The organism is Micromonospora sediminimaris (assembly GCF_016863575.1).
Classification (GTDB): domain Bacteria; phylum Actinomycetota; class Actinomycetes; order Mycobacteriales; family Micromonosporaceae; genus Micromonospora; species Micromonospora sediminimaris.
In genome coordinates this window covers 1-15,804 of the sequence record NZ_BOPD01000013.1, presented here as the reverse complement: position 1 = coordinate 15,804, position 15,804 = coordinate 1, and the positions used below count along the sequence as shown (strand labels likewise).

Genomic DNA, 15,804 nt, shown 5'->3' with positions numbered 1-15,804 from the left:
CCGAGGTGGGGGCCGGGCACGCCCACGTGCTGTACCGGGCGTCCGACTCGCCGGTCCACCGGCTACCACCGGAGGTCAAGATCGCGGCGATGGTGGCGTTCACCATCGCCGTGGTCGCCACCCCCCGCGAGGCGCTCTGGGCCTTCGGCGCGTACGCCCTGCTGGTCGCGGCCGTCGCGGCGCTGGCCCGGGTGAACGCCCGCTGGCTGTTGCTGCGCTCGACAATCGAGCTGCCGTTCGTGCTCTTCGCCTTCGCCCTGCCGTTCCTCGGCGCGGGCGAACGGGTGGACGTGGCCGGGCTGCACCTGTCGGTCGACGGTCTCTACGGTGCGTGGAACATCATCGCCAAGGGCACCCTCGGCGTGTGGGCGTCGCTGCTGCTGGCGGCGACCACCAGCACCCGCGACCTGATCGTGGGGCTGGACCGGCTGCGCTGTCCACAGATCCTCACCCAGATCGCCACCTTCATGCTGCGCTACCTCGACGTGCTGGTCGGCGAGGCCCGGCGGATGCGGGTCGCCCGGATCTCCCGGGGCGACGACCCGCGCTTCGTGTGGCAGCTACGCGGCTTCGCCGCCGGCATCGGGGCGCTGTTCCTGCGTGCCTTCGAGCGCGGCGAGCGGGTCTACCTGGCGATGCTGTCGCGTGGTTACACCGGTCGGATGCCGACGGTGTGGCAGGGCACCGCGGCGGCAACGACCGGGCAGTGGTTGATCGCGGCCACCGTGCCGGTCCTGGCGGGCACCGTGGCCGCCACCGCCGCCGTCCTGACATGATCGAAGCGTGCAGCCCACCCCGCCCAGCCTGGACGTCCACGGCGTCCGGTACGCCTATCCCGACGGCCATGTCGCGCTGGACGGCGTCGACCTGACGGTGGGGCGCGGCGAGCGGGTCGCCCTGCTCGGCCCCAACGGCGCCGGCAAGACCACGCTGGTGCTGCACCTCAACGGCATCCTGACGCCCACCGAGGGGCAGATCGCGGTCGGCGGTCTGACCGTCGGCCCGGACCGGGCGACGCTTGCGGAGATCCGCCGCCGGGTGGGCATCGTCTTCCAGGATCCGGACGATCAGCTCTTCCTGCCCACCGTCGCCGAGGATGTGGCGTTCGGGCCGGGCAACCTCGGGCTGCGCGGGCCGGAGCTGGCCGCCCGGGTGGACGAGGCGCTGGCCGCGGTGGGCATGTCCGAGCACCGCGACCGGACCCCGCACCATCTTTCCTTCGGGCAGCGCCGTCGGGTGGCGGTGGCCACCGTGTTGGCGATGCGTCCGGAGATCCTGGTGCTCGACGAGCCGTCGTCCAACCTCGACCCGGCGGCGCGGCGGGAACTGGCCGACATCCTGCGTACCCTGCCGGTGACCCTGCTGATGGTCACCCACGACCTGCCGTACGCGTACGAACTCTGCGACCGCTCGGTCATCCTCGACGGCGGGCGGATCGTGGCCGACGGGCCGACAGCCGTCCTGCTCGACGACGAGGAACTGCTCGCCCGGCACCGCCTCGAACTGCCCTACCCGTTCCGTCCCACCCCGGGGCGCACGTCGATCAGCGAGTAGCGGCCGTCGCCCCAGCCGCGTGGCGGGCCGCGGCGTGCAGGCGCAGCAATGCGGCGGCCAGCGCGCCGGCACCGGCGACCAGCACGAGAACCACAAGCACCCGGGCGATCGTGGGCGGCCACGGCACTGGAAGCACCGCCCGGGCGAACCCGGCGATGTTCGTCACCCCGGCGAACAACGCCAGGCAGACCCCGGCGAGCGCGACCAGGAAGTCGGCGTGGGAGCGGGAAGCCGACGCCGCTCCACCGCCGTCGGTCGACGTGTGGCCGCCGGTCATCGCCCGCGCCCCGGCGGCGATCGCCCCCAGGCCGGTCAGCAGGGTCCATACCGGACCGGTCAGCAGGCCGGCAAGCACTCCGCCCAGTCCTTGGGCCCCGGCGTCAAGCGTCCGTCCGAGGGCGAGCGCGATCGCCGCGGCCCCGCCGACGACGAGTAGCCCGCCGAGGGCGACAAGCGCCCGCCGCCCGGGGCCGGACGTCGCCGGCAGCACCCCGAGCGCACCGACCGCCAGCGCACCGACGACGGTCACCACCCACCAGGTGTACGCGTCCGGCGGCGGCACCCAGTCCAGGGTGCCGCGGATCTCCAGCGGCCCGTCCGCGTCGCGCAGCGGTATCACCCAGTCGCGTACCCGGTGCTCGCGCTCAGGCGCGGCGCGGACCTGGGCGGGCGGTGTCGTCTCGCGCCACAGGGCCCGCTGGTCGTGCCAACGGGCCGTCGTCCCGCCGTCGACGCGACGCCAGCGCGGCTCGGCGGCCGGGTCGGCCTCCGCCGGCAGGGCGGTGTCGCCCACGATGGTGCGGTTCAGATACGTCGCGGGTGAGCGGGAGTTCTCGTGGACGCCGTCCGGACCGATCCGCAGGTACGGCTCTCCCGAGTAGCCGATCACCTCGACCGGCGTGTCGCCGGTGTTCGTCAGTTCCAGCCGGGCACCCGCCTCGATGATCCGCACCCGCAGGTCGGGGCGACCGGCGTCGGTGACGGTCACCCGGTAGTCCGTCCCGTTCGGCGCGTCAGCGCCGTGGGCGAGGGCCGGGGCGGCGGTCGCGAGGATCGCGGTGACGGTGGCGGCGAGCAGCAGCCCGGCCCGGGCGAGCAGGGTCACCGGCCGGCCGCCTCCACCGCTGCGGTGATGTTCTCCGGCGTCCACTCCCGCACCGGTTCCCCGTCGACCAGGATGGTCGGCGTGCCGGTGACGTTGGCGCGGCTCGCCTCGGCGGTCACGTGCTCCGTCCACGGCTGGTACTTGCCGTCCCGGACGCAGCTGCCGAACGCGTCGCGGTCCAGCCCCACCCCGACCCCGATGTCGATCAGCTCGTCGTTGCTGAGGCCGGCCCCGCCCTCCGGGGGCTGCCGCTCGAACAGCGCCTTGCTGAACTCGGTGAACTTGCCGCCCTCGGCGGCGCAGCCGGAAGCGGCCGAGGACCGGGTCGAGTACTCGGTGCTGGAGTAACGGTTGAGGTAGGCCACCGGGTGATACACCACCCGCACCCTGCCGTCGGCGATCAACTGCTCGATGGTGGCACCGCTGGTCTGCTCGAACTGCTTACAGGCCGGGCAGAGGTAGTCCTCGTAGATGTCGATGGTCACCGGCCCGGATCCGACCACGACGCCGGTGCCTGCCTCGTTCGCGCCCGGCGGCGCGGTGAACTCGTCGGACTTCTGGCTCGACCAGACGCTCCAGCCGATCAGGCCGGCGATGACCAGCACCAGCACCGCGCTCAGGGAGATCCACAGGGTGCGCTTGCGGCGTCGCTCCTGGGCCATCTGCTCCCGGACCACCCGGGCCGCGTCTTTGCGTCCCTTGCGACTACTCATTGTCGTCCTCCACCGGTTCGCCCGCCAGCGCGCCGTCGGCAGAGACGGCGGTGCGGGGCCAGATCAGCAGGAACCCGGCCAGTGCCAGGAAGCCGATGTCCCGGAGAATTTCCGGGAGATAGCTGGGCGTCTCCCCGGCCGGCAGTTCGCCGCCCACCCCGAAGCAGCCGCAGTCGATGGCCAGCCCCCGCGACCAGGCCGAGGCGATGCCTGCGATGAAGACCAGCAGCAGGGCCGCGGAGACTCCGGCGGCCAGCCTGGTGGCCAGCCCGAGCAGCAGCAGCAGAGCCAACGCCAGCTCGACGAAGGGCAGCGCCGCACCGACCACCATCGCCACGTCGTACGGCAGCACCTGGTAGGCGTTCACCGCGCGACCGGAGCCAGCCAGGTCACCGACCTTCGACCAGCCGGCCCACAGCCAGACGACGGCCAGGCCGAGCCGGACGGCGAGACCGAGCCAGGGGCGCCAGGTGCGCAGATTGCTGTTCATCCGGCCAACGCCTCACCGACCGCGTCGACCAGTTCGGCCCGGGCTCGCGCCACCCGGGAGCGGATGGTGCCGACCGGCACCCCCTCCACCGCGGCGGCCTCGGCGTACGACAGGCCGAGCAGCTGGGTCAGCACGAATGCCCCGCGCCGTTCGGCGGCCAGCCGGCGGACCAGGTCGCTCGCGCCGAGCTGACCGGCCGGGTCGGGGTGCGGCACGTCGGTGTGCGCGTGCGCGGTGAGCCGTTGATCGAGTCGGCGCCGCCGTACCACGGTGCGCAGGTGGTCGGCGCAGGTTCGGCGGGCGATGCCGAGCAACCAGGTGCGCGCGCTGGACCGGCCGGCGAAGGCGGGCAGCGCGCGGAAGGCCCGTAGGTACGTCTCCTGGGTGAGATCGTCGGCGCTGTCCGGATCGACAAGCGCTGCGGCGAATCGCCACACCTCGGCCTGGGTGGCGCGCACGAACGCGGCCTGGGCCACCGGGTCGCCGTCCCGTGCGGCCAGCGCCCACCGGGTGGTCGGGTCGACGGTCGGGTCCGGCTCTGCCTGCTGCGCCGATCGGGCAGGTGACCGGGGTGGGCCGTCGGCGCGCTCCGCGCCGACGATGCCGCTGTCGGCGGTGGCGGGGATGTCGCGCGGGGCGGGGATCACGACAATCCAGGTTACGCGGCGGCACGGTGAGCAGCAGGGTCCTTCGGCCCTTCCATGGAATGCGCCACTCCGGGAACTTTGCCGGCCCGGTGACCGACTATCCGCGTATGACGTCCGGTCCGGTTTCCGCGCGCCCGCGCCCGCTCATGGGAAATCGGGATCAATCGATGGATGTGGCTCGCCTGGAACGGGTGTCGTCGGCGACCATGGGCGTCATGACTGCCGCCCATCGCCGCCGGTTCGCCCGGCTGGCCGCGACCGCCGGCCTGTTGGTCGCCGTCGTGGCGCTGCTGCTCGTCCCCGCCAGCCCGGCCGGTGCTCACGCCGTGCTGTCCAGCAGCAGCCCGGCTGCCTCGGCCGTGGTACCCGCCGCGCCGGCCGAGGTGGTGCTCACCTTCAGCGAGTCGGTACGCAAGGTGCCGGACCGGATCCGGGTGATCGCCCCGGACGGATCGCGCGCGGATCAGGGCGAGCCCACCTTCGCCGGCAGTGTGGTCAACATTCCCGTCGACACCGGTCGCGGTAACGGCACCTACCTGGTCACCTACCGGGTGATCTCCGCCGACAGCCATCCGGTCTCCGGCGCGTTCACCTACTCCGTCGGGGCACCCTCCGAGCCGCCGGTGGACAGCGGCGACGACGGCCAGGCGAACCCGGTGGTCGGCACCGCGGTCAAGGTCGCCAAGTTCGTCGGCTACGCCGGACTGCTGCTGGTGATCGGGCCGGCGCTGGTGCTCGCCCTGCTCTGGCCGCGCCGGCTGTCCCGACGCGGGCCGGCCCGGCTGGCCTGGACCGGCCTCGGGCTGGTGACGCTGGCCACGGTGGCGGCGGTCCTGCTCCAGGTGCCCTACACCAACGGCGGCGGACTGTTCGACATCACCGGCGAAGGGCTGAGCCTGGTGCTCGGCAGCGCCTTCGGCGCCGCTCACCTGGTCCGGCTCGGACTGCTGGCCGCGGTGGCGTTGCTGCTCCGGCCGTTGCTGGCCGGTCCGGTGGGCCGGACGGACCTGGTGATCCTCGGTGTGCTCGCCGTGGGCGCGCTGCTCACCTGGCCGATGGCCGGGCACCCGGCCGCCTCGCCCGCCCCGGCGGTGTCGGTGCTCGTGGACACGGTCCACCTGGGCGGCATGGCCGTCTGGCTGGGCGGGTTGGTGATGCTCGCCGTGTTCCTGCTGCCCCGGGCCGACGAGCGGGAACTGGGGGCGATCCTGCCGATCTGGTCACGCTGGGCGGCCCTGGCGGTCTCCGCGCTGCTGCTCGCCGGCACCGTCCAGGCGCTGATCGAGGTGGCCACCCCGGCGGCACTTGTGAACACCACGTACGGGCGACTGGTGCTGGCGAAGATCGGGCTCTTCGTGCTTGTCATCGCGGTGGCCGCCTACTCCCGTCACCTGGTACGCACCCGGGTCGCGGCCAGCCAACCGGCCCCGGTACGCCGGGCGATCTGGGCGGAGCTGACGATCACCGCGATCGTGCTCGGGGTGTCGGCCACCCTGGTCCAGACGACACCCGCCCGCAGCGTCTCCACGGACGTGTCCGCCGCCGACAGCGGGTACTTCAGCACCACGGCGACCAGCTCGCTCTACTCCATGCAGATCGAGGTGTCCCCGGCCCGCAGGGGCAACAACTCGGTGCACCTGTACGCGTACACGCTGGACAACCAGCCGCTGCCGGTCGTCGAGTGGCAGGTCACCGTGGCCCTGCCGGCGGCCGGGATCGAGCCGATCCAGGTGCCCCTGCTGCCGCTCACCGACAACCACGCCACCGGCGAGATCAGTCTGCCCGCGGCGGGCGAGTGGGAGTTGCGGGTCACCGCCCGTACCACCGAGATCGACCAGGCCACGGTGACCGCCACCGTGCCCGTCCGATAGAGAGGTTCCATCGATGCTCCGTCACCGGCGTTTCGCCGCCACCGCCGCCGCTCTGACGCTCGGCGCCGTCGCCACAGCCGTGTTCGGTTTCGTGGCGCCGGCCTCCGCGCACGTCACGGTCAATCCGCGTGAGGCGACCCAGGGCGGCTACGGCCGGCTCGCGTTCCGGGTACCGAACGAGAGCGACACCGCGTCGACCACCAAGCTGGAGATCTTCCTGCCGGAGAACGCGCCGCTCGGCTCGGTGTCGACCATGCCGGTGCCGGGCTGGACGGTGGCCGTGGAGAAGCGGCAGGTCGACCCGCCGGTGCAGGTGCACGGCAGCGAGATCACCGAGGTGGTCTCGAAGATCACCTGGACGGCCGGCGAGGGAGCCGCCATCACCCCCGGTACCTTCCAGGAGTTCCCGGTCTCCATGGGTCCGCTGCCTGAGATCGACCAGATGGTCTTCAAGGCGTTGCAGACCTACTCCGACGGTGCCGTGGTGCGCTGGATCGACGAGCCGCAGCCCGGTGGCGAGGAGCCGGCCGCCCCGGCCCCGGTGCTCACCCTCACCGCTGCCGGCGCCGACACGCCGACGACGGCACCGACCGACGCGCCCGCTGCGGCGTCGCCCGACGACAGCGACGACGAGGACGGCAACGGTGTGGCGGTGGGCCTCGGCGTCGCCGGGCTGATCGCCGGCCTCGGTGGGCTGGTGCTCGGTGGGTTGGCCTTCGCCCGTACCCGGCGTACCAGTGGCGGGGCCCCGGGCGACGAGGCGACCACTCCGACCTCCTGAGCGTCACCGCAGTGGCAGGCCCGCCGGGTGATCCCGGCGGGCCTGCCCGCTTTCGGCGTCCGTGCCGTGGATATCCGCTGATTGGCGGGTCGGCGTAGGTAAGGTCGGCCGGGTGTCTGGCTACAGAGGGGAACAGGGCGCATGCGTTTCGTGTGGACGCTTACCGGAATGCTGCTGCTGACCGTCGGCACCGCCGCGCTGATCGGTGCGGCCGCGCTCGGACTGCTGACCGGTCACGCCGGCCCCGACGGGGCGTTCACCGCCCGGTTCGAGACCGTGCAGACTCCGGGGCACGCGGTGGTGGTGACCGACCTCGACGCGCTGGTCCGGCAGGAGGTGCCGTTCGCCCGTGGCGGGCAGGCCCGGCTGCGGCTGGACGCGCGTACCCCCGACGGGCCGGCCTTCGTCGGCCTGGCCCCGGCCGAGGAGGCACAACGGTGGCTGGCCGGCGCGCCGCACGCCGCGGTGCTCCGGATGTCGCTGGCCCGGGGGCCGCTGCCGGTCCGGCTGGAACAGGTGACCCCGGTGGCGGGGACGCCGCCCACCGTCCCGGCCGCACCCGCCGCACAGACCTTCTGGGTACGCGCGGGCTACGGCGTACTCGAATGGGACCCCGGCGACCTGGCCGGGCAGCGGTTGAGTCTGGTGCTGATGCGACCCGACGGTGGGGCGGGGGTGACCCTCGACCTGAGTGCGGAACTGCGGGCCGGCTGGATCGCCCCGGCCACCTGGGGCTCACTCACCGGCGGGACGCTGCTGGTGATCCTCGCCGCGTTGGTGCTGCTGCGGCCGGTCCGCCCGCGCGAGGTGGTCATCGTGGTCGAGCCGGATCAGGTGCCGGTCCTCGCCGGACGACTCGGGATCAGCTCGCTCACCGGCCTGGGGGCGCCGGTGCCGCCCGGCCCCCGCAGGCTGCCCGAGCGTCAACTCGTCCCGGTCGCCGCCACGGTGCCGGCCACCACGAGCCGCCCCGCGATCGGCCCCGTCCCGCGTCCCGCCACTCTCGCCGAGCTTCCCACCCCCGCCACCCCCCATCGCCCCCTCCGCCCACCCGCCCCACCCAGCTGACCACGCCACCCCACCCCCACCCCCGCGTCTCGCCCGCTCACCTCGCCCGCGATCTTGCACTTCTGGTCCCGGCAAAGGGTGCAAAGGTGGCGTATTGGCGACCACAACGGCAAGATCGACGAGGTGGGGCGGGGCGGGGTGGGTGGGCGAGACGCGGGGGTGGGGTGGGTGGGGTGGGGGATTGGTGGGGGGAGGCGGGGGTGGGCGGCCCTCCGTGCTGCCGACGCGGAGGGCCGCCCTTCACCGGGGGATATCGGTGTCCGTGGGGTTTTGATAACCCTGGGACCAGATTACCGACGAATGGGGGTCTCGGGAAGAGTGTCCGACTTTGCGTGCTGTCGGCGCTGGACCCGGGTGCCGGGACGCACCGGCAGGACGACCAGCAGCACGAGGCAGAGCCACACGTACGCGTTGCGGAGCAGGAACTCCCACGGGCTGCCGGTCGGCGTCGGCGTGATTCCCCAGTCGTAGAAGGACACCACCCCGTACACGATGATCGAGGTGACTGCGACGGCGAGAATCAGCAGCCGGCGGCGTCGGCGTGCCCCCGCCACAGAGCGCGGATCGGTGCCCAACGCCGCGTCCGCCAGGATCACCACCGCCGGGATGAACCAGTAGATGTGGTGTGTCCAGGTGATCGGGCTGATCAGCGCCGCCACCAGTCCGGTGAGCGTCAGACCAGTCAGCGCGTCCCCGGCCTGCGACGCCCGCACCGCCCGCCACAGCCCGTACCCGCTGACCACCGCGACCAGCAGCAGCCAGAGCAGCCGGCTCGGCTCCTCCGGAGCGATGAGCCGGCTCAGCAGCCCGAACAGCGACTGGTTGCCGGTGTAGTCGGTGCGGCCGACCCGGTCGGTGGCCCACAGCTCGTGCGTCCAGAACCGCCACGAATCAGCCGGCGCGACCGCCGCGGCGAGCAGGGTCGCCCCGGCCGCGGTCGCCCCGGCCACCACCGCCGCCCGCCACCGCCGGGTGGCCAGCAGGTAGATCACGAAAATGGCCGGGAACAGCTTGAGCGCCGCCGCCAACCCGACGCCCACTCCGGCCCAGCGGCTGTCGCGGGGTACGGCGAACAGCAGGTCGGCCAGGATCAGCACCACCAGCAGCATGTTGATCTGCCCGAAGGTGATCGTCTCCCGGGTGCTCTCCACGCCGAGCACGAGCAGCACGCCGACCACGAGGGTGAACAGGTGGGGCAGGTGGTGGCGACGGATCACCGGGTCGAGCAGCCACTTCGTGGTGACCACCACGCCGAGCAGGGTCAGCCCGGTGAAGATCGCCACCGTGGCGCCCAACTTCAGCCAGGAGAACGGCAGCAGGACCAGAGCGGCGAACGGCGGATAGGTGAAGTACAACTCGCCCTGCACCCGGTCCGGCTGCACGTAGTCGTACAGCGGGTTGCCGGCGGCCCACCAGTCCATGGCCGCCATGTAGATCTTCAGGTCGAAGTAGTCGTGGGTGCGTCCCGGCAGGTAGAGGGCGGGAAGCGCCGCCGCCAACGCCAGCGCTCCCACGACCCGGCGGGCCGTACGGCTGCCCGGGTCGTCCAGGTCGACGCAGGGTGGTGTGGCGGGTTCGGCGGACACGGGGAAGACCTTAGCGGTCGGTGACCGTGGCGGCGCGGAGCCACGAGACTTGGCCTGCGCGTAGGCTGTCCCGGTGGCTGATCTTCTCGTTTGGATCGACTGTGAGATGACCGGGCTGGACCTCGGTGGCGACAAGCTGATCGAGGTCGCCGCGCTGGTCACCGATCCCGACCTCAACGTGCTCGGTGACGGCGTCGACGTGGTGATTCACGCTGACGACGCCGCGCTGGACGCGATGCCCGAGATCGTCCGGACGATGCACGGCAAGTCGGGGCTTACCGACGAGGTACGCCGCTCCGCCGTCACCCTGGCCGAGGCGGAGGACCGGGTGCTCGACTATGTCACCCGCCACGTCAAGGATCCGCGCACCGCCCCGCTCTGCGGCAACTCGATCGCCACCGACCGTGGCTTCATCGCCCGGGACATGCCCCGCCTCGACGCCCACCTGCACTACCGCATGATCGACGTTTCCTCGATCAAGGAACTGTGCCGCCGCTGGTACCCCCGCGTGTACTTCGGTCAGCCGCAGAAGGGTCTGGCGCACCGGGCCCTGGCCGACATCCGGGAGAGCATCCGGGAGTTGGAGTACTACCGGCGCACCATTTTCGTGCCCCTGCCCGGGCCCGACGTGGAGAGCGCCAAGGCGATCGCCGGCGAACTCTGACCGCCCCCAGGCTGCCGCGGCTTGCCTGTCGCGGCCCGGCGGCAACCCGCTGGACGTGGTCGGCCGTGGTGGGGGTATGATTTCACCGCACCCGCCCCGGGCAATCGACCGGGCGCGGCGGCATGGTGGCTGTAGCTCAGTTGGCAGAGCACCGGGTTGTGGTCCCGGTTGTCGTGGGTTCAATTCCCATCAGTCACCCCAGCGGTCAGGCCCCCTCCACGGAGGGGGCCTGACACGTCATAGGGAACGGGTAGGGGAAGTCAGTTCATGTGCCCTGTCTGCGTACCCCTCGGCGTAGGTCTGCTCGACGACAACCCCGACCACCTGGCGGCGGGCGAGGCGGTGCGGCAGCTGGGGATGGAGTACCCGGTGCGGTGGCCGGACCGCCGCTGGTGGGATCCGGCCGGCCTACTGGTCGGACAGCTGGCTGTCACAGGTCGATGAGGTGTGGGATTCACCGACGGACGGGACGATCAGGGTGCGGGTGCGTAACGCCTGCCGGGTCTACAACGCGTGGCATCCGCCGCACTCGTTCGCGATCGGCTACCACTCGGTCCGCAGCATCTTTGTCAAGATCGATGGGGTGGGTCGAATCCGCGGCCCAAGACGATGATCCACCGGTAGTAGGAGCGTCACGCCGCGACGCCAGCAGCAGCGGAACACCCACGACCGGCACCAGCCACATCGCAATGTAGAGCCGATCACCCTGACCTGTCACCGGGTGGGCGACCTGCGTGGCCAACCCAGTGCCGGCGACAGCCAACGTCACCCACGCCAAAGCACGGTCGCGGCGCATCAGCGCCCACGCGCCCAGGGCCAGACCAGCGAGCAGCCACGGTGCCCGCAGCTCCTGCTGCAACCACTGCGGCCAAAAGTTGACATTCAGGTCGACCAGTCGACGCCACGGGTCGGCGACGTCGGGCCGGGTGAAGTGGTCGGTGAACTTGTCCTGCAACGTCTCCCCGGCACCTGCCAGGTTGAGCACCTTGGCGGTCACGGCGATACCCGTCGCCGCGGCGGCACCCACACCGGCGAGGAGGAACGTGCCGGCGTGCCGGTGCTGCCGGCTGGTCGCGGCGGCAAGGAGAGCGGCAGCGGTCAGCCCCGCCGCGACCAGAAGGAACGTGGAGTGGCGCATCGTGGCCCCTACCGCGACCGCGCCGACAAGCAGCACCGTGCCGGCCATGATACGGCGGCGCGTCAGCCACCACGCGCCAAGTAGCGCGGCAACGGTGAGCGCCATGACCGGCCCTTCGGTGAGCGGGTAGGAGCCCCACCAGCCGATCGGTGACCCGTAGTAGGCCACCTGCCCGGCTACCGCCAGGTGCACCGGCGCGCCGAGCTCGCGTAGCAGCCTGGCGACGATCAGCCCGCCGATGGCGGTGCACAGCACGGAGGTCACGGACAGGCCGGCGTTGACGCCGAGGACTGCGACGAGCGGGGCGGCCAGGATCGGATAGCCGGGCCGGTCGCCGAAGATCGCTTCGTAGCGGGGCTTGTTCGGTGTCAGGCCGTCGGGGTACTTGGCGATGCAGTCACGGACGCGCTGGGCCATGCGGGGCGGTTTGTCGATGGTGAGCGGGTTGACGGCTGCCCGCCGGGCGTCCGACCGGGCCTGGTCGCGGCAGTAGGCCGCGAGGGCGGCCTGTTGCGCGTCGGCGGGTGTCTCGCCGAGCAGCTCAAGAGTGGCGCTCGCGTAGCGGTAGGCGTCGTTGGCGGGTCCGACGGCGGGGCGAAGAGCCACCACCCAGAGCCCCACCCAGGCGAGCGCCACGAGTAGCGGTAGCCAGCGCCTCAATGCAGTGCTCCCTTGCGTTGTCGTCCCCTGTCCGGGTGCGGGTCAGGAGTGTATCGCCGCTCACCATCAGTCGATCAAGGAGATGGCCCCGAGGCGCGTTCGCCCGCCAGCCTGCTCGCGGTTCGCTTCTTGCTGCTGGAGCACCTCAACCCGGACCGGGCCGCCCGTGACGAGGAGCCGGACGCCAACGAGGTCAGCATCGGGTCGCTGATCTTCGGTACGCCGAAGAAGGCCCGGGGGTGCCGTACCGTCACGTTCACGCCGAAGGTCGCCGAGGCGCTCAGCGCACTGGTCGTCGGCAAGAGCCGCGATGAATTCGTCTTCGCCACCCCAACGGCGAGCCGGTGCGTGCCAGGAACTTCCGCCGGGGCTGGCTCACGTCAGTGGAGGCGGCCGGGCTGTCCGGGCTGCGTATCCACGATTTGCGGCACACCCAGGCGGCGGCTGATCTCGCCGAACGTGCCGCTGTCGGCGATCTCCCGGCGGCTGGGCCACGGGAGCGTTGCGGTCCCCTGCGGGGAGCAGCCACCCCGGCTGCCGCATGTCGCGGTATGCCTGCCAGCGGAGGCCGCAGGTTGCGGCGTGTCGCGGTACGCCTGCCGGCGGAGGCCCCAGGTTGCGGCACGTCGTGGCGCCGGTGCCGGCGTGGGGTCAGGCGGTGGGTGCTTCGCTTGACGAGACGTCCGGGTCGGTCTCGTCGTTGGCGGCCGGCTCGTACGGCAGGGCGCTGCCCTTGACGTACTCCTCCCAGCTGACGTTCCAGTCTGTCCAGCCGTTGCCGATCTGGAGCTTGCGTTCGGTGCCCTTGACGACGATCGGGTCACCGACCCGCGTGTTGTTGAACAGCCAGGCGCCGTTGGCCATCGAGACGTTCACGCAGCCGTGCGAGACGTTCGTCGTGCCCTGCTGCCCCTCCGACCACGGTGCCGCGTGGATGAACTCGCCGCCCCAGGTGAGCCGCTGCGCGTAATCGATCTTCGTCCGGTACCCGTCCTCGGGGCCCAGCTCGTCGTACGTGTCGAAGACCGTCTTGCGCAGCTTCTCCATCACTACCATCGTGCCGCTGGAGGACGGGGTGCTCTTCTTTCCGAGGCTCACCGGGATCGTCTTGATCTTCTCGCCGTTCTTGGTGACGATCATCCGCTTGGTCCGGTTGTCCACCGTCATCAGCAGCTTCGGGCCGATGGCGATGTCGACGGTCAGGTCGGCCCGGCCGTACCAACCGTCGCCAAGCGGCAGCCCGCCGGCCTGGACCCGGTACGACACCTTGCTGCCGGCCTGCCAGAACTCCTTTGGCCGGTAGCGGACCTCGGTGGGGCTGACCCAGTGCCAGATGCCCTCCTGGGCCGGCTCCGAGGTCACCGTCATCCGGCGCTGCAGGTCGGCGCGGTACTGCTCCGGGATGTCCCGACCGAACTTCACGATCAGCGGCATAGCCACCCCGACCGTCTGGTCGTCGCCGAGGAAACTGCTGACGCGTACCTGCTTCTCCGGCTCCTCCATCACGGTGAAGGCGCTGGTCGCGGTCACCGGCAGGCCATCGTCGCCGGTCGCGGTGACGGTGGCGGTGTACGCGGCGCCGTAGGTCAACGCCTTCGACGGCAGCCAACTGCGGCCGTCGGCGGCCAGGTCGCCCTCGACCGCCTCGCCCTCGGCGTCGGTCAGCTCGACCGTGACGTCCTCGGCCTGCTCGGCGGCGAAGGCGATCGCCGCCGACGCCGGCACGTCCTTCGCGTCCGCGGCCGGCTCGCTGATGCTCACCGACGCCTTCGCGGCCGGCTGTTCGGCGCCGTCCTGCCAGCCCGGCCCCTTGTCGCCACCCTTACCGCCGGTGCAGGCGGAGGTCAGTGCCAACGTCACGGCGAGCAAGCCCGCGGCGAGCACCCCCCGCCGTCGGTTGCGCTGGTCCCGAACTCGCATGGTGTCCTCACAGTCGTGGTCCGCTGCCCGTTCCCATTACTGACGCACCAGTTCACGTACCCGTTGCGACAAGTGAACCGAAACACGTGGAAGCGGGATGTCCGGATAGTGACATATTTCGTCCGGTCATACGGCCGGACCGGCGCCACCGTCCGGAACTGGCAGCGCACTGCCCTTGACGAACTCCGACCAGCTCAGGTTCCACGCGGTCCAACCATTGCCCGCCGCCAGCTTGCGTTCGGTGCCGGTGATGGTGATCGGATCGCCGATCTTCGTACGTTGGAAGAGCCAGCGGGCGTTCGCCATCGAGACGTTCACGCAGCCGTGGGAGACATTCTGTCGTCCCTGGACGTGCTCCGACCAGGGGGCCGCGTGGATGTACTCGCCGCCCCAGGTGATCCGCTGGGCGAACTCGATGTCCGTGACGTACCGGTTCTCCGGATCCGGGTCGTCCATCGTGTCGAAGACTGTCGCTTCCTTCTTCTCCATCACCACAAGCGTGCCGCTGGACGAGGGGGTCTTCTTCTTGCCCAGGCTGACCGGCAGCGTCTTGATCAGCTGCCCGTCCTCGTACACCCGCATCCGCTTGTCGGAGTTGGTCACCTTCATCTCGAAGGCCGAGCCGATCTTCGCGGTGGCGTTGCGGTCGACGTTGCCGAACCGACCGTTGCTCAGCGGAATGCCGGCCAGGGCGATGCGTACGGTCAGCTTGGTGCCGGCCTTCCAGTACTCCGGCGCGCGGTAGTACGCCTGCGTGCCGTTGTCCACCCAGTGCCAGGCGCCCGGCTGCGGCGGATCGGTCTGCACGAACATCCGCTTCTGCACCTTGGCCCGGTCCTTCTTCGGGATGCCCGGGTGGAACTCCGCCACCACCGGCATGGCCACCCCGTACGTCCGGTCGTCGAACAGGTACAGCCCCGAGGTGATCATCGAGCCGGGCTTGGCCATCGTGGTGAACGTGCTGGTGCCCTCGCTCACCGCGCCGTCCGGCCCCTTTGCGGAGACCGTGGCGGTGTAGCGGGTCGACCACTTCAACGGCGCCGACGGCACCCACGAAGACCCGTCCGTACGCAGCTTGCCCTTGACCTGCTTGCCGTCCTCGGTCTTGAGGGTGACCTGCGACACCTCGCCGCCGTCCGGCAGCTTCGCGCCGATCTCCACGCTTACCGGCCGGTTCTTCGCCCCGTCGGCCGGGCTCACCGTCAGCGGCGGACCACTCGGCACCTCCGGCGCCCCCGGCGTCCCCGGGGCCTCCGTGCCGGTCGCCCCGGGTGTCTGACCGGGTACGAACTCGGCCGCCGCGCGTTCCTTGCCGCAGCCCGACAATGCCAGCGACGCCACCAGCCCCAAGGCACCCAACAACGCCCCGGCCCGCGCGAACCTGCCCATCCCCACCCCTGTCCTAGCGCACCTGGCGGACATCGTGCCGTATCGCTGCCGCCCGGCATCACCCCGGTCCCACACTTTGCAAAGGTTTCTCGTTAAATGTCCGAAAAGCTCGACCGAAGGGAGGACCCCGGGATCTGATTGGAACCCGCTTCAGAGTGCGTGCTAGTGTTTCCCCCGTTGTCAGCGAGCGCCGCTAGCTCAACTGGCAGAGCAGCGGA

General features: G+C 71.4%; 15 protein-coding genes and 1 tRNA gene. 8 read left to right on the top strand and 8 right to left on the bottom strand.

Features of this window, described 5'->3' with window-relative positions:
* The first annotated feature begins 5 nt into the window (after positions 1-5).
* Positions 6-776: a cobalt ECF transporter T component CbiQ gene (gene cbiQ / locus Vse01_RS11365; protein ID WP_093401884.1), complete on the top strand. Its 771-nt coding sequence runs from the start codon at positions 6-8 to the stop codon at positions 774-776.
* Positions 777-783: 7 nt separating this feature from the next.
* Positions 784-1,554 (top strand): energy-coupling factor ABC transporter ATP-binding protein, encoded by a 771-nt coding sequence (locus Vse01_RS11360; RefSeq protein ID WP_093401883.1) that lies wholly within the window; start codon positions 784-786, stop codon positions 1,552-1,554.
* On the opposite strand, the gene Vse01_RS11355 is transcribed toward Vse01_RS11360, so the two are convergent.
* Genes Vse01_RS11355 through Vse01_RS11340 form a run of 4 tightly spaced genes read right to left on the bottom strand, consistent with a single transcriptional unit; the run spans position 1,544 to position 4,362 of the window.
* Positions 1,544-2,659: a hypothetical protein gene (locus Vse01_RS11355; RefSeq protein ID WP_093402048.1), complete on the bottom strand. Its 1,116-nt coding sequence runs from the start codon at positions 2,657-2,659 to the stop codon at positions 1,544-1,546. The two genes, Vse01_RS11360 and Vse01_RS11355, sit on opposite strands and share 11 nt — an antisense overlap.
* Positions 2,656-3,372: a DsbA family protein gene (locus tag Vse01_RS11350; RefSeq protein WP_093401882.1), complete on the bottom strand. Its 717-nt coding sequence runs from the start codon at positions 3,370-3,372 to the stop codon at positions 2,656-2,658. Before Vse01_RS11350 ends, Vse01_RS11355 begins: the two co-directional genes overlap by 4 nt.
* A complete protein-coding gene (locus Vse01_RS11345) occupies positions 3,365-3,862 on the bottom strand; it encodes a MauE/DoxX family redox-associated membrane protein (protein WP_093401881.1) in 498 nt (165 codons plus the stop codon). The genes Vse01_RS11350 and Vse01_RS11345 overlap by 8 nt, the downstream gene beginning before the upstream one ends.
* The gene (locus Vse01_RS11340) at positions 3,859-4,362 is read right to left on the bottom strand and encodes a sigma-70 family RNA polymerase sigma factor (RefSeq protein ID WP_232511059.1); all 504 of its coding nucleotides are present in this window, start codon (positions 4,360-4,362) and stop codon (positions 3,859-3,861) included. The genes Vse01_RS11345 and Vse01_RS11340 overlap by 4 nt, the downstream gene beginning before the upstream one ends.
* A 362-nt stretch (positions 4,363-4,724) precedes the next feature.
* Here Vse01_RS11340 and Vse01_RS11335 point away from each other — a divergent pair, with 362 nt between their 5' ends.
* The 3 genes from Vse01_RS11335 to Vse01_RS29780 all read left to right on the top strand — a co-directional run bounded on the left by Vse01_RS11335 (position 4,725) and on the right by Vse01_RS29780 (position 8,229).
* Complete coding sequence (locus tag Vse01_RS11335) at positions 4,725-6,380, top strand: copper resistance CopC/CopD family protein (RefSeq protein WP_093402047.1); 1,656 nt, start codon at positions 4,725-4,727, stop codon at positions 6,378-6,380.
* 13 nt (positions 6,381-6,393) lie between these two features.
* Positions 6,394-7,161: a YcnI family copper-binding membrane protein gene (locus Vse01_RS11330; protein ID WP_093401879.1), complete on the top strand. Its 768-nt coding sequence runs from the start codon at positions 6,394-6,396 to the stop codon at positions 7,159-7,161.
* A gap of 141 nt (positions 7,162-7,302) precedes the next feature.
* Positions 7,303-8,229 carry a hypothetical protein gene (locus tag Vse01_RS29780; protein WP_093401878.1) on the top strand — a complete coding sequence of 309 codons (927 nt, stop codon included), beginning with the start codon at positions 7,303-7,305 and terminating at the stop codon, positions 8,227-8,229.
* Positions 8,230-8,519: 290 nt separating this feature from the next.
* On the opposite strand, the gene Vse01_RS11320 is transcribed toward Vse01_RS29780, so the two are convergent.
* Positions 8,520-9,815 carry a glycosyltransferase family 87 protein gene (locus Vse01_RS11320; protein WP_093401877.1) on the bottom strand — a complete coding sequence of 432 codons (1,296 nt, stop codon included), beginning with the start codon at positions 9,813-9,815 and terminating at the stop codon, positions 8,520-8,522.
* Positions 9,816-9,888: 73 nt separating this feature from the next.
* On the opposite strand from Vse01_RS11320, the gene orn reads away from it, so the two are divergent.
* The 3 genes from orn (at position 9,889) to Vse01_RS11305 (ending at position 10,923) form a co-directional block, all read left to right on the top strand.
* Positions 9,889-10,479, top strand: a complete 591-nt coding sequence (gene orn / locus Vse01_RS11315) for an oligoribonuclease (protein ID WP_093401876.1) — start codon at positions 9,889-9,891, stop codon at positions 10,477-10,479.
* A 125-nt stretch (positions 10,480-10,604) separates the two neighbouring features.
* Positions 10,605-10,680, top strand: a tRNA-His gene (locus Vse01_RS11310).
* A gap of 66 nt (positions 10,681-10,746) precedes the next feature.
* The gene (locus tag Vse01_RS11305) at positions 10,747-10,923 is read left to right on the top strand and encodes a hypothetical protein (protein WP_170863292.1); all 177 of its coding nucleotides are present in this window, start codon (positions 10,747-10,749) and stop codon (positions 10,921-10,923) included.
* 10 nt (positions 10,924-10,933) lie between these two features.
* Here the strand turns inward: Vse01_RS11305 and Vse01_RS11300 are convergent, their stop codons facing one another.
* The 3 genes from Vse01_RS11300 to Vse01_RS11290 all read right to left on the bottom strand — a co-directional run bounded on the left by Vse01_RS11300 (position 10,934) and on the right by Vse01_RS11290 (position 15,586).
* Positions 10,934-12,277 (bottom strand): hypothetical protein, encoded by a 1,344-nt coding sequence (locus Vse01_RS11300; protein WP_232511038.1) that lies wholly within the window; start codon positions 12,275-12,277, stop codon positions 10,934-10,936.
* Positions 12,278-12,928: 651 nt separating this feature from the next.
* The gene (locus tag Vse01_RS11295; RefSeq protein WP_093401875.1) at positions 12,929-14,197 is read right to left on the bottom strand and encodes a L,D-transpeptidase; all 1,269 of its coding nucleotides are present in this window, start codon (positions 14,195-14,197) and stop codon (positions 12,929-12,931) included.
* Positions 14,198-14,323: 126 nt separating this feature from the next.
* Positions 14,324-15,586: a L,D-transpeptidase gene (locus Vse01_RS11290; RefSeq protein WP_093401874.1), complete on the bottom strand. Its 1,263-nt coding sequence runs from the start codon at positions 15,584-15,586 to the stop codon at positions 14,324-14,326.
* Between the last annotated feature and the right edge of the window lie 218 nt (positions 15,587-15,804).